Annotated in this window: 24 protein-coding genes; all 24 read left to right on the top strand. The window is 46.5% G+C overall.

The features are described 5' to 3' along the window. Window positions 1–4: 4 nt before the first annotated feature. The 24 genes from flhA to CXL14_RS14875 all read left to right on the top strand — a co-directional run bounded on the left by flhA (window position 5) and on the right by CXL14_RS14875 (window position 26,131). Window positions 5–2,038 carry a flagellar biosynthesis protein FlhA gene (gene flhA / locus CXL14_RS14990; protein ID WP_029973463.1) on the top strand — a complete coding sequence of 678 codons (2,034 nt, stop codon included), beginning with the start codon at window positions 5–7 and terminating at the stop codon, window positions 2,036–2,038. Beyond that, window positions 2,038–3,129: a flagellar biosynthesis GTPase FlhF gene (flhF, locus tag CXL14_RS14985; RefSeq protein ID WP_014417778.1), complete on the top strand. Its 1,092-nt coding sequence runs from the start codon at window positions 2,038–2,040 to the stop codon at window positions 3,127–3,129. Before flhA ends, flhF begins: the two co-directional genes overlap by 1 nt. After that, window positions 3,126–4,019, top strand: coding sequence for a MinD/ParA family protein (locus tag CXL14_RS14980; RefSeq protein WP_014417779.1), 894 nt, complete (start codon window positions 3,126–3,128; stop codon window positions 4,017–4,019). The genes flhF and CXL14_RS14980 overlap by 4 nt, the downstream gene beginning before the upstream one ends. Then, window positions 4,016–5,083 (top strand): protein-glutamate methylesterase/protein-glutamine glutaminase, encoded by a 1,068-nt coding sequence (locus tag CXL14_RS14975; RefSeq protein WP_007409791.1) that lies wholly within the window; start codon window positions 4,016–4,018, stop codon window positions 5,081–5,083. The genes CXL14_RS14980 and CXL14_RS14975 overlap by 4 nt, the downstream gene beginning before the upstream one ends. A gap of 5 nt (window positions 5,084–5,088) precedes the next feature. After that, window positions 5,089–7,107 carry a chemotaxis protein CheA gene (gene cheA / locus CXL14_RS14970; RefSeq protein ID WP_021493681.1) on the top strand — a complete coding sequence of 673 codons (2,019 nt, stop codon included), beginning with the start codon at window positions 5,089–5,091 and terminating at the stop codon, window positions 7,105–7,107. Window positions 7,108–7,129: 22 nt separating this feature from the next. Continuing rightward, the gene (gene cheW, locus CXL14_RS14965; RefSeq protein WP_003154225.1) at window positions 7,130–7,603 is read left to right on the top strand and encodes a chemotaxis protein CheW; all 474 of its coding nucleotides are present in this window, start codon (window positions 7,130–7,132) and stop codon (window positions 7,601–7,603) included. 15 nt (window positions 7,604–7,618) lie between these two features. Then, entirely contained in the window at window positions 7,619–8,248 is a 630-nt protein-coding gene (gene cheC, locus CXL14_RS14960) for a CheY-P phosphatase CheC (RefSeq protein ID WP_014417781.1), read from the top strand. Beyond that, window positions 8,245–8,745, top strand: a complete 501-nt coding sequence (cheD, locus tag CXL14_RS14955) for a chemoreceptor glutamine deamidase CheD (RefSeq protein ID WP_003154219.1) — start codon at window positions 8,245–8,247, stop codon at window positions 8,743–8,745. The genes cheC and cheD overlap by 4 nt, the downstream gene beginning before the upstream one ends. 26 nt (window positions 8,746–8,771) lie before the next feature. Then, window positions 8,772–9,536, top strand: a complete 765-nt coding sequence (gene sigD, locus CXL14_RS14950; protein ID WP_003154217.1) for an RNA polymerase sigma-28 factor SigD — start codon at window positions 8,772–8,774, stop codon at window positions 9,534–9,536. Window positions 9,537–9,563: 27 nt separating this feature from the next. Then, on the top strand, window positions 9,564–10,031 hold the full coding sequence (locus CXL14_RS14945; RefSeq protein ID WP_014417782.1) for a DUF6115 domain-containing protein: 468 nt from the start codon (window positions 9,564–9,566) through the stop codon (window positions 10,029–10,031). Between the two features lie 143 nt (window positions 10,032–10,174). Continuing rightward, the gene (gene rpsB / locus CXL14_RS14940) at window positions 10,175–10,915 is read left to right on the top strand and encodes a 30S ribosomal protein S2 (protein ID WP_003154215.1); all 741 of its coding nucleotides are present in this window, start codon (window positions 10,175–10,177) and stop codon (window positions 10,913–10,915) included. A gap of 99 nt (window positions 10,916–11,014) precedes the next feature. Next, on the top strand, window positions 11,015–11,896 hold the full coding sequence (gene tsf, locus CXL14_RS14935; RefSeq protein ID WP_007611455.1) for a translation elongation factor Ts: 882 nt from the start codon (window positions 11,015–11,017) through the stop codon (window positions 11,894–11,896). Window positions 11,897–12,041: 145 nt separating this feature from the next. Beyond that, window positions 12,042–12,764, top strand: coding sequence for a UMP kinase (gene pyrH, locus CXL14_RS14930; RefSeq protein ID WP_003154213.1), 723 nt, complete (start codon window positions 12,042–12,044; stop codon window positions 12,762–12,764). Window positions 12,765–12,766: 2 nt separating this feature from the next. Beyond that, window positions 12,767–13,324: a ribosome recycling factor gene (frr, locus tag CXL14_RS14925; protein WP_003154212.1), complete on the top strand. Its 558-nt coding sequence runs from the start codon at window positions 12,767–12,769 to the stop codon at window positions 13,322–13,324. 125 nt (window positions 13,325–13,449) lie between these two features. After that, on the top strand, window positions 13,450–14,232 hold the full coding sequence (locus tag CXL14_RS14920; RefSeq protein ID WP_014417783.1) for an undecaprenyl pyrophosphate synthase: 783 nt from the start codon (window positions 13,450–13,452) through the stop codon (window positions 14,230–14,232). 3 nt (window positions 14,233–14,235) lie between these two features. Continuing rightward, window positions 14,236–15,033 carry a phosphatidate cytidylyltransferase gene (locus tag CXL14_RS14915; RefSeq protein WP_007409796.1) on the top strand — a complete coding sequence of 266 codons (798 nt, stop codon included), beginning with the start codon at window positions 14,236–14,238 and terminating at the stop codon, window positions 15,031–15,033. 55 nt (window positions 15,034–15,088) lie between these two features. Next, a complete protein-coding gene (gene dxr / locus CXL14_RS14910) occupies window positions 15,089–16,240 on the top strand; it encodes a 1-deoxy-D-xylulose-5-phosphate reductoisomerase (RefSeq protein ID WP_003154208.1) in 1,152 nt (383 codons plus the stop codon). A gap of 6 nt (window positions 16,241–16,246) precedes the next feature. Next, the gene (gene rseP, locus CXL14_RS14905) at window positions 16,247–17,515 is read left to right on the top strand and encodes an RIP metalloprotease RseP (RefSeq protein ID WP_014721183.1); all 1,269 of its coding nucleotides are present in this window, start codon (window positions 16,247–16,249) and stop codon (window positions 17,513–17,515) included. Between the two features lie 32 nt (window positions 17,516–17,547). Continuing rightward, window positions 17,548–19,242 carry a proline--tRNA ligase gene (gene proS, locus CXL14_RS14900; protein ID WP_014417785.1) on the top strand — a complete coding sequence of 565 codons (1,695 nt, stop codon included), beginning with the start codon at window positions 17,548–17,550 and terminating at the stop codon, window positions 19,240–19,242. Window positions 19,243–19,353: 111 nt separating this feature from the next. Further along, window positions 19,354–23,667, top strand: coding sequence for a PolC-type DNA polymerase III (locus tag CXL14_RS14895; protein WP_014417786.1), 4,314 nt, complete (start codon window positions 19,354–19,356; stop codon window positions 23,665–23,667). 239 nt (window positions 23,668–23,906) lie between these two features. Further along, the gene (gene rimP / locus CXL14_RS14890; RefSeq protein WP_014417787.1) at window positions 23,907–24,377 is read left to right on the top strand and encodes a ribosome maturation factor RimP; all 471 of its coding nucleotides are present in this window, start codon (window positions 23,907–23,909) and stop codon (window positions 24,375–24,377) included. 39 nt (window positions 24,378–24,416) lie between these two features. After that, window positions 24,417–25,538: a transcription termination factor NusA gene (gene nusA, locus CXL14_RS14885; RefSeq protein ID WP_003154195.1), complete on the top strand. Its 1,122-nt coding sequence runs from the start codon at window positions 24,417–24,419 to the stop codon at window positions 25,536–25,538. Window positions 25,539–25,551: 13 nt separating this feature from the next. After that, on the top strand, window positions 25,552–25,827 hold the full coding sequence (gene rulR / locus CXL14_RS14880; RefSeq protein ID WP_003154193.1) for a glucose-induced regulator RulR: 276 nt from the start codon (window positions 25,552–25,554) through the stop codon (window positions 25,825–25,827). 1 nt (window position 25,828) lies between these two features. Then, on the top strand, window positions 25,829–26,131 hold the full coding sequence (locus CXL14_RS14875) for a YlxQ family RNA-binding protein (protein WP_003154192.1): 303 nt from the start codon (window positions 25,829–25,831) through the stop codon (window positions 26,129–26,131). The last annotated feature ends 18 nt before the right edge of the window (window positions 26,132–26,149 follow it).

Below are 26,149 nucleotides of genomic sequence, written 5' to 3'. Positions count from 1 at the left end.
CAGCATGTCAACAAGAGATTTATCGGTTTTAATAAGTGTTGTCCTCATTGTGGCAATGCTGGTGATTCCATTCCCTCCATGGTTGTTAAGTATTTTGATCATCATTAATATCTCTCTTGCGTTGATCGTGCTTCTCACCACAATGAATATGCAAGAACCGCTGCAATTCTCGATATTCCCGTCATTGCTGCTGTTATTGACGCTGTTTCGGCTTGCGCTCAATGTGTCGACGACACGTTCGATTCTTTCTCACGGAGAAGGGGGAAAGGTTGTTGAGACATTCGGGAATTTCGTTGTCGGCGGAAATGTGCTGGTAGGGCTTGTTGTCTTCATTATCTTGATTATTATTCAGTTTATTGTCATTACAAAAGGCGCCGAGCGGGTATCGGAAGTGGCGGCGAGATTTACGCTCGATGCGATGCCCGGAAAGCAAATGAGTATTGACGCGGATTTAAATGCCGGCATGATTACGGAGCAGGATGCAAAGCACAGACGTGAAAAAGTCGCCCGGGAAGCCGATTTTTACGGCGCCATGGACGGTGCGAGCAAATTCGTCAAAGGGGATGCCATCGCGGGTATCATCATCGTGATGATCAATATTATTTTCGGAATCGTAATCGGCATGCTGCAGCAGGGGATGAGCATACAAGAAGCTGCGTCTCACTTTACAATGCTGACGGTCGGTGACGGTATCGTTTCTCAAATGCCGGCCTTGCTCATTTCAACGGCTACGGGGATTGTCGTGACGAGAGCGGCATCTGAAGGAAACCTCGGTCATGATATTACAGGCCAGCTGTTTGCTTATCCGAAGCTCTTGTATGTAGCCGCGGGAACTGTACTTTTGCTCGGTCTTCTTACACCGATCGGCATTCTGCTGACGGGACCGATCGCCGGTCTGCTTGCATTCGGCGCTTACATGCTGTCCAAAACGGATAAGCCGAGCGAAGAAGAGGAAGAAATTCTTGAAGAAGAGGCTCAGGCGGATGAACTGAAAAGCCCGGAAAGCGTCGTGCAGCTTTTACATATTGATCCGATTGAATTTGAGTTCGGATACGGACTCGTGCCGCTTGCAGACGCGGGGCAGGGCGGTGATCTTCTTGACCGCATCGTCATGATCAGACGTCAGCTTGCGCTTGAATTGGGACTTGTCATTCCGGTTGTGCGCATCAGGGATAACATCGCGCTCCAGCCGAATGAATACAGATTGAAAATTAAAGGCAATGAAGTCGCTAAAGGAGAGCTCCTGCTGGATCATTACTTAGCGATGTCACCGACGCCTGAAGATGACGTCATTGAAGGAATTGAAACGATTGAACCGTCGTTCGGACTTCCCGCAAAATGGATCAGCGAAGCTGCGAAAGATGAAGCGGACATGCTGGGGTATACAGTTGTTGATCCGGCGTCAGTCGTATCTACGCATATTACAGAAAAAATTAAGCAGCATGCCCATGAACTGGTCGGCAGACAGGAAACAAAGCAGCTGATCGATCATCTGAAGGAAAATTATCCTGTGCTTGTTGAGGAAGTCACGCCAAACCCTCTTTCTGTCGGCGATATTCAAAAGGTGCTTGCCAAATTGCTGAGAGAAAAAGTGTCAATCAGAAACTTGGTGACCATTTTTGAAACTCTTGCCGATTACGGAAGATTAACGACAGATTCAGACCTTTTGACAGAATACGCGAGACAGTCGCTTGCCAAACAAATCACGGCACAATATGCGAGAGAGCATGAAACGCTGAAGGTCATCACATGCTCAGGCCGGGTGGAAAAAGCGATTGCAGACGGGGTACAGCAGACTGAACAGGGCAATTACCTGTCACTCGACCCTGAGGTTTCAGACAGCATCATCCGTTCTGTCGCTAAAGAGGCCGAGCAGCTTTCCATCCGTCAGGAGTCAGCGATTCTTCTTTGCTCGCCTGCTGTCAGAATGTATGTTAAACAGCTGTTAGAACGGTATTTCCCTGATCTTCCGGTTCTTTCTTATAATGAGCTGGAAGCAAATGTTGAAGTACAGAGCATTGGAGTGGTGGATATTTAATGAAAATAAAAAAAATTACAGCCGCTTCAATGCAGGATGCCGCGAAGCAAATCAAAAAGGAACTCGGCAATGATGCCGTTATTTTACATTCCAAACAAGTAAAGAAACGAAAATGGCTGGGGCTGCGGCCGCAGCAGGCCGTTGAAGTGATAGCGGTTTTAGATCGTGACGTCAGGGAAGCGAGAAAAACGCCGCCGGCTGCCGCTGAAGAAATGAAAAAGACGGAAACGGCGGAGAAAGCTGAGCCTGTTCAGCCGCCGCGTCTTCCGGATCAAAGCATTTCCGGCGAACTGGCGCATTATAAAGAAGTGCTCCCTGAACCATTAAAAAAAGCCGAGAGACTATTGAAGCAAGCCGGGCTTCCTGATCATACGCAAAACGCCGTTCTCAGTGAATTGCTCCGTTCTTCAATTGTTTCCGGAGATTTAACTGAAGATAATGTCAGCTCAAAACTGCAGGATTTGTTAGTGAAAAAACTCCCTTCGGCAGACAGGTGGCAGGAAGGGATTCAATCAAAATACGTCGTGCTTTTCGGTTCAACCGGGGCCGGCAAAACGACTACACTTGCGAAACTCGCGGCCTCATCAATGCTGACAGAGCATAAAAAAATTGCATTTATGACGACGGATACTTACCGGATTGCCGCGGTCGAGCAGCTGAAGACATATGCGGAGCTGCTTCAGGCTCCTCTTGAAGTATGCTATTCAAAGGAAGAATGTCTGAAGGCACTGGAAAAATTCGCTGAATATGACCATGTTTTCATTGATACAGCCGGTAGAAACTTTAAAGAAGAGCAGTATATTACGGAATTACAAGAGATGATTCCGTTTGAATCAGGCTTACAATCCTTTCTCGTATTATCAGCATCTGCAAAATATGAAGATATGAAACAGGTGCTGAAACGTTTTTCCGGTGTGCCGGTCAATCAATTCATTTTCACGAAAACGGATGAAACCGCCTCACTCGGCTCCGTGTTTCAAGTGCTGTCGGAATCAAGAATCGGCGCCGCCTATTTGACAAATGGACAGGATGTGCCTGAGGACATCCTATCGGCTTCACCAAAAGAGTTTGTAAGGATGCTTTTGACATGAAACCCGATCAGGCAGAGTCATTAAGAAGGAAAATGAGAGAGCGGCAAATGATCAAGCCGGAGCTTTATGAGAAAAAAGCGAAGACATTAGCCGTCATCAGCGGTAAAGGCGGCGTCGGAAAATCTAATTTAACATTAAACATGGCAGTTGCCCTGCAGGAAAAAGGAAAAAAAGCACTCATCATTGATCTTGACATCGGAATGGGCAACATTGATGTGCTGATCGGCGCTGCTTCTTCCCGCACCATTATTGATGTGATGGAGAATCGGCACGCATTGGCGCAATCACTGTCCTCCGGTCCGAAAGGCCTTCGGTACATATCCGGAGGAACGGGGCTTGAGGCGATCTATCAAGCTGACGGAGAGAAGTGGGCGGCTTTTATGAATGGTCTTTCCGCTGTATTAAGCGATTTTGATTACGTTCTGTTTGATATGGGAGCGGGACTTTCAAACGAACAGCTGCCGTTTATTTTATCGGCGGAAGACATTCTCGCCGTGACAACGCCTGAGCCGACGGCCATTATGGATGCCTACAGCGCGATCAAACATCTTTTGCTCGCGGATGAACGGCTGACCGTAAACATTGCCGTCAATCGCGCCCGCTCCCAAAAACAGGCGCTGGACACGTACAACCGCCTTTCTCATGCGATTCACACGTTTTTAGGCGCGGAAGTGCGTTTCGCCGGCTCCATACCCGATGACCCGCTAGTAAGTCAAGCCGTCATTGACCAGGTGCCTTTTTTAATAAAAAGTCCTCAAGCAAAAGCCAGCAGGTCCGTCCGTCTTCTGACGGATGTCTTGTTTCAAACGGAAGAAAACAAACCAAGAGAAGAGAAACCGGCATTTATTGAGAGATTATCTTCTTTTTTATTGAGGAGGACTTTACAGTGATTCGTGTGCTTGTCGTTGATGACTCAGCTTTTATGAGAAAGATGATTACCGATTTTCTGGCTGCGGAAGTGCAGATAGAAGTCATCGGGACAGCCAGAAACGGGGAAGAGGCGCTGAAGAAAATAGAGCTTCTCAAACCGGATGTTGTCACGCTTGATATTGAAATGCCGGTCATGAACGGAACGGATACATTGCGGAAGATCATCAGCATATATAAACTTCCCGTAATCATGGTATCGAGCCAGACACAACAAGGGAAGGACCGAACGATCAACTGCCTGGAAATGGGCGCTTTTGATTTTATCACCAAGCCTTCCGGAGCGATTTCCCTTGATCTTTATAAAATTAAAGAGCAGCTGATTGAGAGGGTGATTGCAGCCGGGCTGTCCCGCGCACAAAAACCTGAGGCGGCAGTGAAAGAGTCTTCTATCCCGGAACGTCCGGCTTTAGCGGGATTTGAAAGACCGAAAGCAAAATCCGCCAAGCAGGCCGTATTCATCGCGACCTCTACAGGCGGACCGCGGGCTCTGCAAAAGGTGATTCCGAAACTGCCGAAGGATTTAAAGGCGCCTGTATTTGTCGTTCAGCACATGCCTGAAGGCTTCACCGCTTCACTTGCAGACAGACTCAACCATTTGTCAGATATTCAGGTCAAAGAAGCGGAAAACGGTGAAGAAGCGAAAGACGGATGGGTGTACATCGCGCCCGGCGGAAAAAATATGACGGTTGCAGAGGAAGGCGGAAGGCTCCGCATCATTCTTGACGTTCATGATACGGAAAGCCGGCATAAACCGTCAGCCGATTATTTGTTTCGGTCGGCAAGCCGCTTATCCGATTACGAAAAGGTAGCCGTCATTATGACCGGCATGGGCAGCGACGGAACCGAAGGCGTAAAAGAAATGCTCAGAACAGGCGGCGTTAAAACGATTGCGGAATCGGACGAATCCTGTGTTGTGTTCGGAATGCCGAAGTCAGCGATAAAGGCGGGCCTCATTCATGAGATTAAACATGTGGAAGATATCGCGGCATCCATCACCGGATGTGTGAAAAAAGAGAGGGTGTGAATCAATTGGATATGAATCAATATTTAGATGTCTTTATTGATGAAAGTAAAGAGCACTTACAGACATGTAACGAAAAGCTGCTGCTGTTGGAAAAAGATCCGGCAGACCTTCAGCTTGTGCATGACATCTTCAGAGCTGCCCATACGCTGAAAGGCATGAGCGCAACGATGGGATATACAGATCTGGCGCATTTAACCCACCTGATGGAAAATGTGCTGGACGCCATCCGCAACGGAGAAATGCCCGTTACATCAGATTGGCTGGATGTGCTGTTTGAAGCGCTTGATCATCTTGAAGAGATGGTGCAGTCCATTATTGACGGAGGAGACGGCAAACGTGATATTTCTGAAGTGAGTGCGAAGCTCGACGTAAATGCGGTGCATGAGACTGCGGCTTCAGCCGAAACAGCAGAACCGCCGGCTTCAAAACAACAGGCTTCAACTGAATGGAATTATGATGAGTTCGAACGGACTGTTATTGAAGAGGCGGAAGAGCAAGGATTCAGCCGCTATGAAATAACGGTTTCCCTGAATGAAAGCTGCATGCTCAAAGCCGTGCGGGTGTACATGATTTTTGAAAAGCTGAATGAAGCCGGAGAAGTCGCAAAAACGATACCTGCCGCGGAAGTGCTTGAGACGGAAGATTTCGGAACGGATTTTCAGGTGTGTTTCTTGACAAAGCAGCCTGCTGAAGAAATTAAAGAACTCATCAGCGGCATTTCAGAAGTGGAGAATGTCAAAATTTCTGCCGGTGCGCCGTTAAAAACGGCCGAAAAACCGCAAGCGGCTGAACCGGTGAAGGAAGCTCCGGTTAAAAAGGCTGAGAAACAGCCAAAGCCGCAAGCGAAAACGGAAGAACAGCCGAAACATCACAGCGGCTCGAAAACGATTCGCGTCAACATTGAAAGACTGGATTCTTCAATGAACCTTTTTGAAGAACTTGTCATTGACCGCGGACGTCTTGAGCAGATCGCCAAGGAGCTTGACCACAATGAGCTGACTGAAACCGTTGAACGCCTGACCAGAATCTCGGGCGACCTTCAGTCTATTATTCTTAATATGCGGATGGTGCCGGTAGAAACCGTCTTTAACCGTTTCCCGAGAATGATCCGCCAGCTTCAAAAGGAATTAAACAAGAAAATCGAATTGTCCATCATCGGAGCTGAAACGGAGCTGGACCGTACGGTGATTGATGAAATCGGCGATCCGCTTGTCCATTTAATCAGAAACAGCATCGATCACGGCATTGAATCGCCTGAAGTGCGGGTGAATAAAGGAAAATCGGAATCAGGTCATGTCGTGCTTAAGGCATATCACAGCGGCAATCACGTCTTTATTGAGGTTGAAGATGACGGGGCCGGCTTGAACAGAAAGAAAATTCTTGAAAAAGCGCTCGAACGGAGTGTAATCACCGAACGTGATGCTGAAACGCTTGAAGATAATGAGATTTACGAGCTTATTTTTGCTCCGGGCTTCTCGACTGCCGATCAAATTTCTGACATTTCAGGGCGGGGCGTCGGTCTGGATGTTGTGAAAAATAAACTCGAATCACTCGGGGGCTCTGTCAGTGTCAAATCCGCGGAAGGCCAAGGTTCTCTTTTCAGTATCCAGCTTCCGCTGACACTTTCAATTATATCTGTTCTTCTCATTAAACTGGAAGAAGAGACGTTTGCGATACCGATTTCTTCTATTATAGAGACGGCTGTTATTGATAAGAAAGATATCCTGCAGACGCATGACAGAGAAGTGATTGATTTCAGAGGCCAAATCGTTCCGATCGTCTATCTGAAAAAAGAATTCGGCATTACGGATTCAAAACAGGATGCCGATCAGTTCCATGTAATCGTCGTGAAAAAGGGCGATAAATCCACTGCTTTTGTCGTGGACTCTTTTATCGGACAGCAGGAAGTCGTACTGAAATCACTCGGCGACTATTTGACGAACGTCTTTGCGATTTCCGGCGCTACGATTCTCGGAAACGGAGAAGTGGCGCTGATTATTGATTGTAATGCGCTGATCTACTAAAACGACACGAGGAGGTGCCCGAATGACTGCTGAAATCAAAACAGGTGAAAAAATGATTGTGTTTATGATAAACGGGAAAGAATACGCTATCTCAGTTTCCCAGGTGAAATCAATTGAAAAGTGGCAAAAACCGACGAGGGTCCCGGGTGTGGAATCTTATATCCGCGGCGTTATCAATCTGCGCGGAGTGATTACCCCGGTTCTTGATTTAAGAAAACGTCTGAACCAGCCTGAACAGGACATCACAGAAGAGACTCGGATTATCATCATTTCTTACCGTGACGCTGATGTCGGATGGGTCGTGGATGAGGCCAATGACGTCATCACCGTGCATGAAAATGAAATCGAATCCGCGCCTGAAAGCCAGACAAAGGAAACGGATGTGTGGATTAAACAGATCGTTAAGCAAGATAACAGGCTCCTCAATATTATCGATGCGCATGCGGTGCTGGATAAAGGTGCTTCGGCATCTGCGTCCGGAGAGCCTAATGCTTAAAGGGGAAAAGACAACATGAGTAAGTTTGAAGCGATCAAAGAAGAGCAGATGGATATTTTGCGGGAAGTCGGAAATATCGGGGCGGGTCACTCGGCTTCTGCAATGGCTCAGCTGCTGAACAGAAAGATAGACATGGAAGTGCCGTTTGCGACTTTATTGACATTTGATGAGCTCGCTGATTTTTTCGGCGGGGCTGAAACGCCGGTCGCCAGTATCTTTTTAAGAATGGAAGGCGACATGACCGGCTCTATCTTTCTCATCATGCCTTTTGATCAGGCGGAACAGTTTATCAGAGAGCTGATCGGAAATCCGGATTTTGATATTGACCAGCTGGGCGAAGATCATTTGAGTTCTTCTGCTTTACATGAGTTCGGCAATATTTTAGCTGGTTCCTATTTAACGGCATTGGCTGATTTGACAAAGCTTGAGATTTACCCGAGCGTGCCGGAAATCTCACTTGATATGTTCGGCGCGGTTATCAGTGAAGGGCTGATGGAGCTAAGCCAAGTCGGAGAGCATGCCATTGTCGTGGATACTTCTATTTTTGACCAGGGCAGCCGGCAGGAGCTCAAAGCCCACATGTTTATGCTCCCGGACTATGATTCTTTTGAAAAGCTCTTCGTCTCATTGGGTGCGGCTTTATGAGCCGTGCGGAAGCCGCAGTCGTTAAAGTGGGGATTGCGGATGTTCAAGTCGCGCGTTACCCGGATAAAATCCGAACCTCGGGACTCGGTTCATGCGTGGGGCTGGTTTTATACGATAAAGACAAACAAACGGCAGGACTCGTTCACGTCATGCTGCCGGACTCCGGTTTATCAAAAACGGCGGAGCTCAACCGTGCAAAATACGCGGACACCGCCGTTAAGATGACGATTGATATGCTTTTGAAAGCCGGCTGCCGCAAGTTTGCCCTGAAGGCAAAACTCGCCGGGGGAGCGGAGATGTTTAAGTTTAAAATGACAAACGACCTGATGAAAATCGGTCCGAGGAATGTAGCGGCCATCAAAGAGCAGCTTTCATTGTATAACATTCCGGTCATCAGTGAAGATACGGGCGGCTCAAGCGGCCGGACGATTGAATTTGAGCCAAAGTCCTGCATGCTGCACATTCGAACTGTTAAACAAGGTGAAACAACGATTTAATAAAGGTATGAGGTAGGGGGATAACAATGCAATCCTTGAATTATGAAGATCAGGTGCTTTGGTCGCGCTGGAAAGAGTGGAAAGATCCTAAAGCCGGTGATGATTTAATGCGCCGTTACATGCCGCTGGTCACATATCATGTCGGCAGAATTTCCGTCGGACTGCCGAAATCGGTGCATAAAGACGATCTAATGAGCCTTGGTATGCTTGGTTTATATGATGCCCTAGAAAAATTTGACCCCGGCCGGGATTTAAAATTTGATACCTATGCCTCGTTTAGAATTCGCGGTGCAATCATCGATGGGCTGCGTAAAGAAGATTGGCTGCCCAGAACTTCACGGGAGAAGACAAAAAAAGTCGAAGCGGCGATCGAAAAACTTGAACAGCGCTACCTTCGGAATGTGACGCCTTCAGAGATCGCAGAAGAGCTGGGGATGACGGAGCAGGACGTAGTATCAACGATGAATGAAGGGTTTTTTGCCAATCTCTTATCAATTGATGAAAAGCTTCACGACCAGGATGACGGTGAGAATATTCAAGTGATGATCAGAGATGACAAAAATGTGCCGCCGGAAGAAAAAATCATGAAGGACGAGCTGATCGCTCAGCTTGCGGGCAAAATTCATGAGCTCTCTGAAAAAGAGCAGCTTGTCGTCAGTTTATTCTATAAAGAAGAACTGACTTTGACCGAAATCGGACAAGTCCTGAACCTTTCGACGTCGCGGATTTCACAGATTCATTCAAAGGCGCTGTTCAAATTAAAGCACCTGCTTGAAAAAGTAATTCAATAATGAACTCATGGTTAGCGAGTGAAAAACATGTCAACACTATTATGGCTTTTAAGCTTTGTGCTTCACGGCGTACTGCTTTATGCCGTCATTATTCTGTACACGAGGTTTTCAGCCCTCAAGGAGACGGAGCGCCAGCAGAAGAAGATTCTTGAAGAGACGGAAAACACCCTTGCAGCGTTTCTGCTTGAGCTGAAAGAAGAAAATGAAAGACTCGAAGACGCAAAAAGCCGTCAAGCGCCGGACGCAGAAGACGCCGAACCCCGGCCGGAACCGAAAGAAGAGCCTGATATTCCGGACCATATGGAAAAGCTCATCAGTGCAACGGAACGGGCTGAAAGTGACGAAAACAGCGGCGCGCATTCGTTTGAAGAACGTGTTTCAGAATTATATGAACAAGGGCTCACCCCCGCGGAAATTGCCAAACGGATGCAGAGCGGAAAGACAGAAATCGAGCTGTTTTTAAAATTTCGCGGCAAAGCTGTAAAGGATTCTTGATTGTCGCATAAAGCTGTGTTATATTATTTCTTGGTGTTAAATACACACGCTTAACGATTTATGCAGAGGGTGCTGCAAACGGCAGTTCTGCACAAAAATGACCTAAGCGGAGGAAAAAAACCATTTTATTAGGAGGAAATCACATGTCAGTTATTTCTATGAAACAATTGCTTGAAGCTGGTGTTCACTTCGGCCACCAAACACGCCGCTGGAACCCAAAAATGAAGCGTTACATTTTCACGGAGCGTAACGGAATCTACATCATTGACCTTCAAAAAACAGTGAAAAAAGTAGAGGAAGCTTACAACTTCACGAAAAACCTTGCTGCTGAAGGCGGAAAAATCCTTTTCGTCGGCACAAAAAAACAAGCTCAGGATTCTGTTAAAGAAGAAGCTGTACGCTCTGGCATGTACTATGTCAACCAACGCTGGTTGGGCGGTACACTGACAAACTTCGAAACAATCCAAAAACGCATTAAGCGTCTGAAAGACATCGAGAAAATGCAAGAAAACGGTACATTTGAAGTACTTCCGAAAAAAGAAGTTGTTCAATTGAAAAAAGAATTAGAGCGTCTTGAAAAATTCCTCGGCGGAATTAAAGACATGAAGGATCTTCCTGATGCATTATTCATCATCGATCCTCGCAAAGAGCGCATCGCTGTTGCGGAAGCTCGCAAATTGAACATTCCTATCATCGGAATCGTAGATACAAACTGTGATCCTGATGAAATTGATGTCGTAATCCCTGCAAACGATGACGCAATCCGCGCTGTTAAACTTCTTACTTCTAAAATGGCAGATGCTATTCTTGAAGCGAAGCAAGGCGAAGAAGAAGCGGAAGCTGCTGAAGAGACTGCACCTGAAACAGAAACGACAACTGCGTAACCTAATCAAAAGGTGATAGAAGGGACTGCCTTTTATCACCTTTTTTCAAGAAAAATGTATCTATACATATCTTGTTTACACATATAAGGAGGAATTCAAATGGCTATTACTGCACAGCAGGTAAAAGAACTGCGTCAAAAAACAGGCGCTGGTATGATGGACTGTAAAAAAGCATTGACTGAAACTGACGGAGATATGGACAAAGCAATCGACCTTCTGAGAGAAAAAGGAATTGCGAAAGCGGCTAAAAAAGCTGACCGTATCGCTGCTGAAGGTTCTACTCTTATTAAAACTGACGGCAACAAAGGCGTTATCTTAGAAGTAAACTCTGAAACTGATTTCGTTGCGAAAAACGAAGGCTTCAAAGAGCTTCTGAACACGCTTGCTGACCACCTTCTTGCAAACGCTCCTGCTGATCTTGAAGAAGCAATGGGTCAAAAGATGGAAAACGGTTCTACTGTTGAAGAATACATCACAAGCAACGTTGCTAAAATCGGAGAGAAAATCACTCTTCGCCGTTTTGCTGTTATTTCAAAAGAAGACAGCGAAGCGTTCGGTGCTTACCTTCACATGGGAGGCCGCATCGGCGTATTATCCGTTCTTAGCGGAACAACTGACGAAGATCTTGCAAAAGACATCGCGATGCATGTTGCAGCGGTAAATCCTCGTTACATTTCCCGCGACCAAGTGTCTGAAGAAGAAGCAAACCATGAGCGTCAGATCCTGACTCAGCAAGCTCTTCAAGAAGGCAAACCGGAAAACATCGTAGCTAAAATGGTTGAAGGCCGTCTGAACAAATTCTTCGAAGAAATTTGCTTATTAGACCAAGCTTTCGTTAAAAACCCAGACGAAAAAGTGAAACAAGTTGTGGCTGCGAAAAACGCATCTGTTAAAACTTACGTCCGCTACGAAGTTGGAGAAGGTATTGAAAAACGCCAAGAAAACTTTGCTGAAGAAGTTATGAACCAAGTGAAAAAATAATGGCGGAAAGCCTTGGCGAATCTTTCGCGGCTTTTCAGGCAGTATAGGGGACACTACTTGTGTTCCCTATTTTTAAAACTATATTTACAAACCTTTTTTTCTCTTGCATAATAGGAAACGGCAATGTTTACACTTGGAGGTTATTATGGAAAAACCAAAATACAATCGTATCGTTTTAAAGCTTAGCGGAGAAGCATTGGCAGGAGAGCAGGGAAATGGCATTAATCCGACTGTCATCCAATCCATCGCTAAACAGGTAAAAGAAATCGCTGAGCTTGACGTCGAAGTGGCCGTAGTCGTAGGCGGCGGCAACTTATGGCGCGGAAAAACAGGCAGTGACTTAGGAATGGACCGTGCGACGGCCGATTATATGGGCATGCTTGCTACTGTCATGAACTCACTTGCCCTGCAGGACAGCCTGGAAACGCTCGGAATTCAGTCCAGAGTGCAGACATCAATTGAAATGCGTCAGGTCGCTGAGCCTTACATCAGAAGAAAAGCCATCCGCCACCTGGAGAAAAAACGCGTTGTTATTTTTGCCGCGGGAACAGGAAACCCTTATTTCTCTACGGACACAACCGCAGCGCTGCGTGCCGCTGAAATCGAAGCGGATGTGATTTTAATGGCGAAAAATAATGTCGACGGTGTGTATAATGCTGATCCGAGAAAAGATGAGTCAGCCGTTAAATACGAAAAATTATCTTATCTCGATGTGTTAAAAGACGGGCTGGAAGTCATGGATTCTACGGCTTCTTCACTATGTATGGATAATGATATTCCGCTGATCGTCTTTTCTATTATGGAAGAAGGAAATATTAAGCGTGCCGTAATCGGCGAATCAATCGGAACGATCGTAAGGGGGAAATAACGTTGTCAAACGAAGTATTAACACAAACAAAAGAACGCATGGAAAAAGCGGTTGCCGCTTATTCACGCGAATTGGCGTCAGTCCGCGCAGGACGTGCCAACCCATCTCTATTGGATAAAGTGACAGTAGAATACTACGGTGCCCAAACACCTTTAAACCAGCTGTCTTCCATCAATGTGCCTGAAGCGCGTATGCTTGTTGTCACACCGTATGACAAAACGGCAATCGGCGATATTGAAAAAGCGATCCTGAAAGCTGATCTTGGCGTAACGCCGACAAGTGACGGCACAATTATCCGTATCGCGATCCCGGCTTTGACGGAAGAAAGACGTAAAGAACTTGTCAAAGTCGTGAAAAAATACGCGGAAGAAGCGAAAGTAGCAGTCCGTAATGTCCGCCGTGACAGCAACGATGACCTCAAAAAACTTGAGAAAAACGGAGACATTACAGAAGACGAGCTTCGTGCTTCCAGTGAAGACGTTCAAAAGCTGACAGATGAATATGTGTCAAAAATTGACAGTGTCACAAAGGACAAAGAAAAAGAAATCATGGAAGTTTAATGAAAAACTATGTACAATAGATAATGTGAAAAGACCCTCTCATGTTTACAGGGGGTTTTTTTGTTAATACTGTTGATTACATTGATCATCAGCAACGCAACCTTTTTGGGTGACGGAGGAATCTCATGCTCAACATACTCAAAAATTGGAAGAATCAGCAGAATGCGGCTTCCAACTTAGAACGGTATACAAAAGAAGACATACTGAAGGGTGAAATTCCCGCACACATTGCCATTATTATGGACGGAAACGGACGCTGGGCGAAGAAGCGCTCACTCCCTCGGATTGCCGGACATCATGAAGGAATGAAAGTGGTAAAAAGGGTGACAAAGCTCGCAAGTCAGCTCGGCGTTAAAGTTCTGACTCTTTATGCGTTTTCAACGGAGAACTGGAAGCGCCCGAAGATGGAAGTCGACTTTTTGATGAAGCTTCCGGAAGAGTTCCTGAATACGTATCTTCCTGAATTGATAGAGGAAAATGTACAGGTGAAAATTATCGGAGATGAATCCGCGCTCCCTTCTCATACGTACAGGGCGATTGAGAAAGCCGTAAAAGATACAGAACAAAATGACGGTATGATTCTCAATTTCGCTTTGAACTACGGCGGACGCACGGAAATCGTCAATGCGGCAAAAGCACTGGCCGAACAGGTGAAAAGCGGCACGCTGAATATCGAAGACATTGATGAAGCGCTCTTTTCCGGGCATTTAATGACGGAATCAATCCAGGACCCGGAGCTGCTCATCAGAACGAGCGGAGAAATCAGATTGAGCAACTTTATGCTTTGGCAGGTGGCTTACAGTGAATTTGTTTTTACAGATGTCCTGTGGCCCGATTTTAAAGAAGATCACTTTCTGCAGGCAGTGGGAGAATTTCAGCAGCGGGGCCGGAGGTTTGGCGGAATTTAGAGGATGGTGGAAATGAAACAAAGATTGTTAACAGGTGTTCTGGCAGCGGCACTATTTTTATTTTTGGTTATTTTCGGAGGATTGCCGTTCACCGTATTTGTTTACGTGATGGGAAGTATAGCGCTTTTTGAGCTTTTGCGGATGAAAAAGCTCAGATTTTTTTCTTTTCCGGGTCTGATCAGCCTCTTGTTGTTATGGCTGTATATGATGCCGGACAAGTATCATTTTTTCGATGCGAAAATGGAAGTAACGATTTTCGCCGTATTGATTCTGCTCAGCTATACGGTGCTCGTGAAAAACACCTTTACGTTTGACGAAGTCGGGTTTATCGTTCTCGCGACGGTATATATCGGACTGTGTTTTCATTATTTTATTGAAATCAGAAACATTGAAACAAACGGGCTTTTGTATATCTTTTATGCCTGCGTTGTCATATGGTCAACGGACTCAGGCGCATATTTCGTCGGAAAGTCGCTCGGGAAGCGGAAGCTGTGGCCCGAAATCAGTCCCAACAAAACAGTGGAAGGGTTTCTCGGCGGTATTGTCATCGCCCTTATTTTTACGGCTGTTTTTCAGCTGTTTGCGCACCTTCCGATTTCATACCCGGTTCTTTTGGTCATCACGCTTGTTCTGTCTGTGTTCGGACAGATCGGGGATTTGGTTGAATCAGCGCTTAAGCGGCACTATGATGTGAAGGATTCGGGAAAAATCCTTCCCGGGCACGGCGGCATTTTAGATCGATTTGACAGCTTTTTGTTTGTCATGCCGTTCTTATACTTTCTGCTTGCGCTTTTTTCATGAGAAAGGCTAATATGAAAATAAGACCGATCTGGACGCATAGAATGGGAGTGGCATTTTGAAGAATATTTGTCTTTTAGGAGCAACAGGATCAATAGGGGAGCAGACGTTAGACGTATTGCGCATGCATCAAGATCAGTTCCGTCTCGTCTCGATGACTTTCGGTAAAAACGCCGAGAAAGCGATCCCGTTGATCAGAACGTTTCAGCCGAAATATGTAGCAGTCGGCGACATGGATACATACCAAAAAGTGAAAGAAGCGTCTTTTTCTCATGAATGTCAAATCGGCATCGGAGAAGAAGGCCTGATTGAAGCGGCAGTCATGGACGAAGTGGATATCGTGGTCAATGCGCTGCTTGGAAGCGTCGGTTTAATCCCGACTTTGAAAGCGATTGAACAGAAAAAAACAATTGCGCTTGCAAATAAGGAAACTCTCGTCACTGCCGGGCATATAGTGAAAGGACACGCAAAACGATACGGTGTTCCTCTTCTTCCGGTCGACAGCGAACATTCCGCTATTTTTCAGGCGCTGCAAGGCGAACAGAGCAAAAATATCGAGCGCCTGATCATTACGGCATCCGGCGGCAGTTTCAGAGATAAAACGCGGCAGGAGCTTGAGTCTGTAACGATTGCCGACGCCCTTAACCACCCGAACTGGTCGATGGGCGCAAAAATTACGATTGACTCGGCTACAATGATGAATAAAGGACTTGAAGTTATTGAGGCGCATTGGCTGTTTGACATTCCGTATGAACAGATTGACGTTGTATTACATAAGGAGAGCATCATTCATTCGATGGTTGAATTTCACGACAGAAGCGTCATCGCCCAGCTCGGAAATCCGGACATGAGGGTGCCGATTCAATATGCGCTGACATATCCAGACCGGCTGCCTCTGCCTGAAACAAAAAGGCTTGAATTATGGGAGATCGGAAGCCTTCATTTTGCGAAAGCTGACTTTGAAAGGTTCCGCTGCTTACAATTTGCCTTTGAATCAGGTAAAATAGGGGGAACAATGCCGACGGTTTTAAATGCGGCCAACGAAGAAGCCGTTGCCGCTTTTCTTGCCGGCCGGATTTCATTCTTATCGATTGAGGACCTGATTGAAAAAGCATTGGACCGCCACAGCGTAATTCAGGATCCGAGTCTTGCGGATATCCAAGAAGTGGACAAAGACACCCGGGGATACGTTAATTCAATACTCACATAAGGTGGTATGTTCGTGAATACAGTTATCGCGTTTATTATTATTTTCGGAACGCTCGTTTTTTTCCATGAGCTCGGGCATTTATTGCTCGCCCAAAGAGCGGGAATCCTTTGCCGTGAATTTGCGATCGGCTTCGGCCCTAAAATCTTTTCATTTAAAAAGAATGAAACCGTGTATACGATCAGACTCCTTCCGGTCGGCGGGTTCGTCCGTATGGCCGGTGAAGACCCGGAGATGATCGAAGTCAAACCCGGTTATACCGTCGGGCTTCTTTTTAATAAAGATGACGAAGTGGAAAAAGTCATCATTAATCAAAAGGAAAAATATCCTGACGCTTTAATTATCGAGGTGGAGACGGCTGATCTTGAGCACGAAATGAAGATTACCGGGTACGAGCAGGGGAAAGAAGATGAACTGGCGGGCTTTACTGTCAGTCAGACCTCTTTTTTTATCGTAGACGGAGAAGAAGTGCAGATTGCGCCTTACAATCGACAATTCGGGTCTAAACCCGTATGGAAGCGGATTAAGGCGATTGCTGCCGGTCCGATAATGAACTTCATCTTAGCGTATGTCATTCTCGTCATGCTTGGATTCATTCAAGGCGTGCCTTCGAATCAGCCTGAGCTCGGGAAGCTGACAGACAATGGACGCGCAGCGGCTGCCGGTCTAAAAGAAGGCGACTATATCCAGAGCATTAACGGTGAAAAAATGAGGTCATGGACCGACATCGTGACAGCGGTAAAAGAAAATCCCGGGAAAAAAATCGATGTCGCCGTCAAACGGGACGGCAAATCGTTTCATATCTCGGTTACACCTGAAGCTGTAAAAGATGAAAATAAAAAAACAATCGGCCGCTTCGGCTCTTATGCGCCGACTGAAAAAGGCGCGCTTGCAGCGATCGCCTACGGCGCGACATCTACCGTTGATGTCACAAAAGCGATTCTGACCAATCTGGGCAAAATTGTGACAGGCCAGTTTAAGCTTGATATGCTTTCGGGTCCTGTCGGCATTTATGATATGACGGATCAAGTTGCAAAAACCGGCATCATCAACTTATTGCGGTTTGCGGCGTTTTTAAGCATCAACCTGGGAATCGTCAACCTGCTGCCGATACCGGCGCTTGACGGCGGACGGCTGCTGTTTTTATTCATTGAAGCGATCCGCGGCAAGCCGATTAACCGCGACAAGGAAGCATTTGTCGTATTTATCGGCGTAGCTTTCTTAATGCTTCTTATGCTGGTTGTCACATGGAACGATATCCAGCGTTTATTCTTATAATTGACTAGTAAAAAAATCAGAGGTGCGAAGACATGAGACAAAGTTTGACGCTTATTCCGACCCTGAGAGAAGTGCCGGCTGATGCTGAAGCAAAAAGCCATAAGCTTCTGCTGAGAGCGGGATTTATCAGACAAAATACGAGCGGGGTTTACAGCTACATGCCCCTGGCTTACAGGGTCATTCAAAACATTCAGAAGATCGTGCGTGAAGAAATGGAAAAAATCAACGCGGTGGAAATGCTGATGCCGGCCCTTCAGCAGGCTGAAACATGGCAGGAATCAGGCAGATGGTATACGTACGGGCCTGAATTAATGCGTCTGAAAGACCGCCACGGCCGTGAATTTGCTTTAGGCGCGACACATGAAGAAGTCATTACTTCTCTCGTGCGCGATGAGGTGAAATCTTATAAGCGTCTGCCGCTCACTCTTTACCAGATCCAGTCTAAATTCAGAGATGAAAAACGCCCGCGTTTCGGGTTATTGCGCGGACGCGAATTCATCATGAAAGATGCGTATTCTTTCCATGCTTCTGAAGAAAGTCTGGAGGAAACATACCAAAACATGTACGGCGCATACAGCAGCATTTTCGCACGCTGTGAATTAAACGTCCGTCCCGTTATTGCCGACTCGGGCGCGATGGGCGGAAAAGATACGCATGAATTTATGGCTCTTTCTGAAATAGGGGAAGATACCATCGCTTATTCCGATGGATCCTCTTACGCAGCCAATACAGAAATGGCGGAAGTTGTCATGAACAGCGAGCCGTCAGATGAAACACCCGAGACATTGGAGAAAATTGATACGCCGAATGTCAAAAGCATTGAAGAGCTCGCTTCGTTCTTGCAGATCGAGCCGAGCGCCTGCATCAAATCAATGCTGTTTAAAGCTGATGACCGATTTGTTCTCGTGTTAGTAAGAGGCGATCATGAGGTCAATGACGTGAAAGTGAAAAACCTTCTGAACGCGGAAGTGGTTGAGCTTGCGTCTCATGAAGAAGTAGCGGAGAAACTTGGCACGGAGCCGGGATTTGCGGGGCCGATCGGCGCTGCCGGCGACATTGAGATTTATGCCGACCAAGCCGTGAAAGTAATGGTAAACGCTGTTAGCGGCGCGAATGAAAAAGACCGTCATTACCGAAACGTAAACATCGAACGTGACGCGTCAGTAAAAGCGTATGCCGATCTTCGAATCATTCAGGAAGGCGATCCGTCACCTGACGGAAAAGGCACGATCCGTTTCGCTGAAGGGATTGAGGTCGGACAAGTCTTTAAACTCGGTACGCGTTACTCTGAAGCGATGAATGCGACATACCTTGATGAAAACGGGCGTGCGCAGCCGATGCTGATGGGATGTTACGGAATCGGCGTGTCCAGAACGCTTTCAGCCATCGCTGAACAGCATCACGACGAAAAAGGCTTGATCTGGCCGAAAAGCGTTGCTCCGTATGATCTTCATATTTTGGCGCTGAATATGAAAAACGAAGCGCAAAAAGAGCTTGCTGAACAGCTTTACGGCAAATTCCAGGCGGAAGGTTATGAGGTATTATACGATGACCGCGCTGAACGCGCAGGCGTGAAGTTTGCTGATTCTGATCTGATCGGCCTTCCGATCCGCATTACTGTCGGAAAACGTGCCGACGAAGGCATCGTAGAAGTGAAAATCCGCAAAACCGGTGAATCTGCCGAAGTTTCAGTGGATGAGCTTTCTGAATTTATCAAGACGAAGTAATCACCATAACGAATCGTACAAAATCATGTTAAAATAGAGAAAAAAGAAGGTACCTCATCACCTGCGGAGGTACCTTCACTTATGATGTTTTAAGGGAGGGATACTGTCTGAATGGAACAGTTATCAGTAAACAGAAGACAGTTTCAGATTCTTCTGCAGCAGCTTAATATGACAGATGATACCTTCATGACATACTTTGAAGACGGAGAGATTGATAAACTGACAATCCATAAAGCAGAAAAAGCCTGGCATTTTCAATTTCGCTTTAAGGCTCTTTTGCCGTATCAAATATATGATTCATTCATGATGAGGTTAACACAATCGTTTGCTCACATCGCCCGTGTCACATCGTCTGTTCAGGTCATTGACCCTACAGTGACAGAGGAGCTTGTACAGGATTATTGGACACGCTGTATTGAAGAGCTTGAAGGAACCTCGCCGCCGATGGTGGCTCTTTTGAATCAGCAGAAGCCGAAGCTCAAGGGAAACAAGCTGATCGTGAAAACAAAAACAGATACAGAAGCATCTGCGCTCAAAAATAAATACAGCGCACTGATTCAGCACAGCTATCGCCAATTCGGCTTTCCGGAACTGCAGCTGGATACCGAAATTTTCGTATCTGACCAAGAAGTCCAGAAATTCCGCGAGCAAAAGCTTGCTGAAGATCAGGAGCGGGCGATGCAGGCGCTTATCGAGATGGAGAAGAAGGAAAAAGAGGGCGATGAGGATCAGGCACCGTCCGGACCGCTTGTCATCGGCTATCAAATTAAAGAGAACGAAGAAATCCGGACGCTTGACAGCATCATGGATGAAGAAAGAAGAATTACAGTGCAGGGGTTTGTGTTTGATGCTGAAACACGCGAGCTGAAAAGCGGACGCACGCTCTGCATTTTCAAAATCACGGACTATACAAACAGCATTTTAGTAAAAATGTTCGCCCGAGAAAAAGAAGACGCCGCTTTGATGAAAACGCTGAAAAAAGGCATGTGGGTGAAGGCGCGGGGAAGCATTCAAAACGATACATTCGTCAGAGACCTCGTCATGATTGCAAATGACGTGAATGAAATAAAAGCCAAAACCCGTGAAGACACCGCTCCTGAAGGCGAAAAACGGGTTGAGCTTCATCTGCATTCTCCGATGAGCCAAATGGATGCTGTAACGGGCATCGGAAAGCTTGTCGAACAGGCGAAAAAATGGGGACATGAAGCGATTGCGTTAACTGATCATGCCGTTGTGCAGTCTTTCCCGGATGCCTATTCCGCCGCGAAAAAACACGGCATTAAAATGATTTACGGAATGGAAGCCAATATCGTAGATGACGGCGTTCCGATCGCATACAATCCAGCTCACCGTCTCCTGGAAGAAGACACATACGTCGTCTTTGACGTTGAAACGACAGGTCTGTCCGCAGTGTATGACACCATCATTGAGCTTGCCGCAGTCAAAATAAGAGGCGGAGAAATCATCGATAAATTCGAAGCGTTCGCCAATCCGCACCATCCGCTGTCAGCAACGACGATAGAGCTTACCGGGATTACGGATGACATGGTCCGCGACGCTCCCGATGTCGTTGACGTCGTCCGGGATTTTAAAGAATGGATCGGCGATGACGTGCTTGTGGCTCATAACGCCAGCTTTGATATGGGATTTTTAAATGTGGCGTACAAGCGTCTTTTGAAAACGGAAAAAGCGAAAAATCCGGTCATTGATACGCTGGAACTCGCGCGTTTCCTGTATCCTGAGTTTAAAAATCACCGCTTAAATACGTTATGTAAGAAGTTTGATATCGAATTAACCCAGCATCACCGAGCGGTCTTTGACGCTGAAGCAACGGGCTACCTGCTGTTGAAAATGCTCAAAGATGCCGCTGAAAAAGACATTTTTTATCATGATCAGCTGAATGAGAATATGGGACAATCCAATGCTTATCAAAGATCAAGGCCTTATCACGCTACATTGCTTGCCGTAAATGAAACTGGCCTTAAAAATCTGTTTAAGCTCGTGTCCATTTCTCATATTCAATATTTCTACAGAGTGCCGCGCATTCCGAGGTCGCAGCTTAATAAATACAGAGAAGGTCTGTTAATCGGTTCTGCCTGTGACAGGGGTGAGGTCTTTGAAGGCATGATGCAAAAATCTCCTGAAGAGGTTGAAGATATCGCATCCTTCTATGACTATCTTGAAGTGCAGCCGCCCGAAGTATACAGACACCTTCTGCAGCTTGAGCTCGTCCGGGATGAAAAAGCGCTGAAAGAAATCATCACCAACATCACGAAGCTCGGGGAAAAATTGAATAAGCCGGTCGTCGCCACTGGAAATGTCCACTATTTAAACGATGAGGATAAAATTTACCGGAAGATCTTAATATCTTCCCAAGGCGGCGCCAACCCGTTAAACAGACACGAACTGCCCAAAGTGCACTTCAGAACGACAGATGAAATGCTGGAGGCTTTCTCCTTCCTTGGTGCAGAAAAAGCGAAAGAAATCGTGGTTGACAATACGCAGAAAGTCGCTTCGATGATCGATGAGATCAAACCGATCAAAGACGATCTGTACACGCCGAAAATTGACGGAGCCGATGAAGAAATCCGTGAAATGAGCTATCAGCGCGCCAGAAGCATTTACGGTGAAGAGCTTCCCGAAATTGTGGAGGCGAGAATAGAAAAAGAATTAAAAAGTATTATCGGTCATGGATTCGCCGTTATTTATCTGATCTCTCATAAGCTTGTAAAACGGTCTCTGGATGACGGTTATCTCGTCGGCTCCCGGGGGTCCGTCGGTTCATCGCTTGTGGCGACCTTAACGGAAATCACTGAAGTGAACCCGCTCGCTCCGCACTACGTGTGCCCGAGCTGCCGATATTCCGAATTCTTTAATGACGGATCAGTCGGTTCCGGTTTTGACCTTCCGGATAAAAGCTGCCCGTCTTGCGGCACACCTTTGAAAAAGGACGGACATGATATTCCGTTTGAAACGTTCTTAGGCTTTAAAGGTGACAAAGTACCCGATATCGACTTGAACTTCTCAGGTGAGTACCAGCCCCATGCCCATAACTACACGAAAGTATTGTTCGGTGAAGATAACGTGTATCGCGCGGGAACGATCGGCACCGTCGCGGAAAAGACGGCTTACGGATATGTGAAAGGCTATGCTGGCGATCACAACCTACACATGCGCGGCGCGGAGATCGACCGTCTGGTGCAAGGCTGCACCGGCGTTAAGAGAACGACCGGCCAGCACCCGGGGGGGATTATCGTTGTCCCGGATTACATGGATATTTACGATTTTTCACCGATACAATTCCCGGCAGATGCGACGGGGTCTGAATGGAAAACGACTCATTTTGACTTCCACTCCATTCATGACAACCTGCTGAAGCTTGATATATTGGGGCACGATGATCCGACAGTCATCCGGATGCTCCAGGATTTAAGCGGAATTGATCCGAAGACGATTCCGACAGATGATCCGGAAGTGATGAAGATTTTCCAAGGCACAGAATCGCTCGGCGTCACTGAAGAGCAGATCGGCTGTAAAACGGGAACGCTCGGCATTCCTGAATTCGGGACGCGATTTGTGCGGCAGATGCTTGAGGATACGAAGCCGACGACGTTCTCCGAGCTTGTCCAGATTTCCGGGCTTTCCCACGGAACGGACGTATGGCTCGGCAATGCGCAGGAACTGATACACAACAATACGTGTGAACTGAGCGAAGTGATCGGCTGCCGTGATGACATTATGGTTTACTTGATCTATCAGGGCCTTGAGCCTTCACTGGCCTTTAAAATCATGGAATTCGTCCGTAAAGGCAAAGGCCTGACGCCGGAATGGGAAGAAGAAATGAAAAAGAACAATGTGCCGAACTGGTATATTGATTCATGCAAAAAAATCAAATACATGTTCCCGAAAGCCCACGCCGCCGCATACGTGCTGATGGCGGTGCGGATTGCATACTTTAAAGTGCATCACGCGCTTTTATATTATGCTGCGTATTTTACCGTGCGCGCAGATGACTTTGACATTGATACAATGATTAAAGGCTCGACCGCCATCAGAGCGGTGATGGATGATATCAGCTCTAAAGGGCTTGATGCTTCGCCGAAGGAGAAAAACCTCCTTACCGTATTAGAGCTTGCGCTTGAAATGTGTGAGCGCGGCTATTCCTTCCAGAAGGTCGATCTATACCGTTCGAGCGCTTCGGAATTTATCATTGACGGCAACAGTCTCATCCCGCCGTTCAACTCAATTCCGGGACTCGGAACCAACGCCGCTCTCAATATTGTGAAAGCGCGGGAAGAAGGGGAGTTCCTTTCAAAAGAGGATCTTCAAAAACGCGGAAAAGTGTCAAAAACCATTTTAGAGTATTTAGACCGTCACGGCTGTCTTGAGTCGCTTCCGGACCAAAACCAGCTGTCTCTGTTTTAAGCTTTGTGCACAGCCGCCGAGCGGAGTTTGATTTGCATTAAATATATGGTTATGGTATAGTTTTATTGGAAATGCTAACGATTACCGAGGCAAAGAGTGGGGAAACCCGCTCTTTTGTATTGAACAGGCAATTTTGCCTCGACATGTCCATCGTTTTCTCAATGCCCCTGCTCTTTTGAAGCAGGGTTTTTATGCAGAGGAACGGCTGATATGATATCGACAGCACAAGGAGGAAAAACATGAGCAAAAAAGTGACTGATACCGTTCAAGAAATGGCTCAGCCCATACTGGATGACCTTCACCTTGAACTCGTAGACATTGAATTTGTCAAAGAGGGTCAAAACTGGTTCCTTCGCGTGTTTATTGATTCCGAGAACGGTGTTGATATTGAGGAGTGCGCCAAAGTCAGCGAAGCGTTAAGCGAAAAGCTGGATGAGGCCGATCCGATCACCCAGAACTACTTTCTTGAAGTATCTTCTCCTGGAGCCGAGCGTCCATTAAAGAAAAAAGCCGACTTCGAAAAATCACTGGGCAAAAATGTGTACATGAAAACGTACGAACCGATTGACGGTTTAAAAGTGTTTGAAGGCAAATTGGCTGAATTTGATGGACAAACTGTTACAATAGAGATGACGGTCAAAACAAGAAAGAAACGGGTCAATATTCCGTATGAAAAAATAGCTAACGCAAGATTAGCTGTAACATTTTAATGAATGAAGTATTAGTGTTTAAGGGGGGAGACCGCTAACATGAGCAGTGAACTATTAGATGCTCTCACTATTCTTGAAAAAGAAAAAGGCATCAGTAAAGACATTATCATCGAAGCAATTGAAGCTGCCTTAATTTCCGCGTATAAGCGAAATTTTAACCAGGCGCAAAACGTACGGGTCGATCTGAACCGTGAGACGGGCACGATCCGCGTGTTCGCAAGAAAGGATGTCGTAGACGAGGTATACGATTCAAGACTTGAAATCTCGCTTGACGACGCCCAGCACATCCATCCGAACTACCTTGTCGGAGATGTCGTTGAAATAGAAGTAACGCCGAAAGACTTCGGCCGCATTGCTGCGCAGACGGCGAAACAAGTGGTGACGCAGCGTGTCCGTGAAGCTGAGCGCGGCGTGATTTACTCAGAATTTATCGATCGTGAAGAAGACATTATGACGGGAATTGTACAGCGCTTAGACAGCAAGTTTATTTACGTGTCTCTCGGCAAGATTGAAGCGCTGCTGCCCGTCAATGAACAAATGCCGAATGAGAGCTATAAACCGCACGATCGGATTAAAGTATTTATCACAAAAGTCGAAAAAACGACAAAAGGGCCGCAGATCTATGTATCAAGAACGCATCCCGGTCTGTTGAAGCGTCTTTTTGAAATCGAAGTGCCGGAAATTTATGACGGAACGGTCGAACTGAAATCCGTTGCCAGAGAAGCGGGCGACCGCTCTAAAATTTCCGTCCGCACTGATGATCCTGACGTTGATCCGGTCGGTTCATGCGTGGGTCCTAAAGGCCAGCGCGTGCAGGCGATCGTCAATGAACTGAAAGGCGAAAAAATTGATATCGTCAACTGGTCTGATGATCCGGTTGAATTTGTTGCCAATGCGCTCAGCCCGTCTAAAGTGCTGGATGTCATCGTCAGCGAAGAAGAAAAAGCCACGACTGTCATCGTTCCTGATTACCAGCTTTCTCTGGCAATCGGAAAAAGAGGGCAAAACGCCCGCTTAGCTGCGAAACTGACAGGCTGGAAAATCGATATCAAAAGTGAAACGGATGCAAGAGACCTTGGCATCTATCCGAGAGAGCATGAAGAAGATGACGATTTAGAGCCGCTCTTTATGGAGCCTGAAACAGCCGAATCGGATGAATAAGAGGTGACTTTAGGTGAATAAGCGAAAAAAAATTCCTCTGCGCAAATGCGTGGTAACGGGGGAAATGAAGCCTAAAAAGGAACTGATCCGAATTGTCCGTTCTAAAGAAGGAGAGATTTCAGTCGATCCGACCGGAAAGAAGAACGGGCGGGGTGCCTATATCACCCTTGAGAAAGAATGCATCTTAGCTGCGAAAAAGAAAAACACATTGCAAAATCAATTTCAATCACAAATCGATGACCAGATTTTCGAAGAATTGCTGGAACTGGCGGAAAAGGTGAAAAAATAACATGTCTGGAATGGAATGGTTTCCCTTGCTGGGTCTGGCCAATCGAGCTCGTAAGGTCGTGTCGGGCGAGGACTTGGTTATAAAAGAAATTAGAAATGCGCGTGCAAAACTTGTTCTGCTGACAGAAGATGCATCTGCGAATACTGCAAAAAAAGTATCCGATAAATGCAATTATTATAAAGTGCCTTATAAAAAAGTCGAAAGCCGCGCGGATCTCGGCCGCTCTATCGGCAAGGAATCACGTGTCGTTGTCGCCGTCACTGACCAAGGTTTTGCGAATAAGCTGATCAGCTTGCTCGATTAATATTTTTGGGGGTGAACG

This window comes from Bacillus sp. SJ-10 (genome assembly GCF_002843505.1).
GTDB classification, from domain to species: Bacteria; Bacillota; Bacilli; order Bacillales; family Bacillaceae; genus Bacillus; species Bacillus velezensis.
This window is presented reverse-complemented; position numbering and strand designations above follow the sequence as displayed.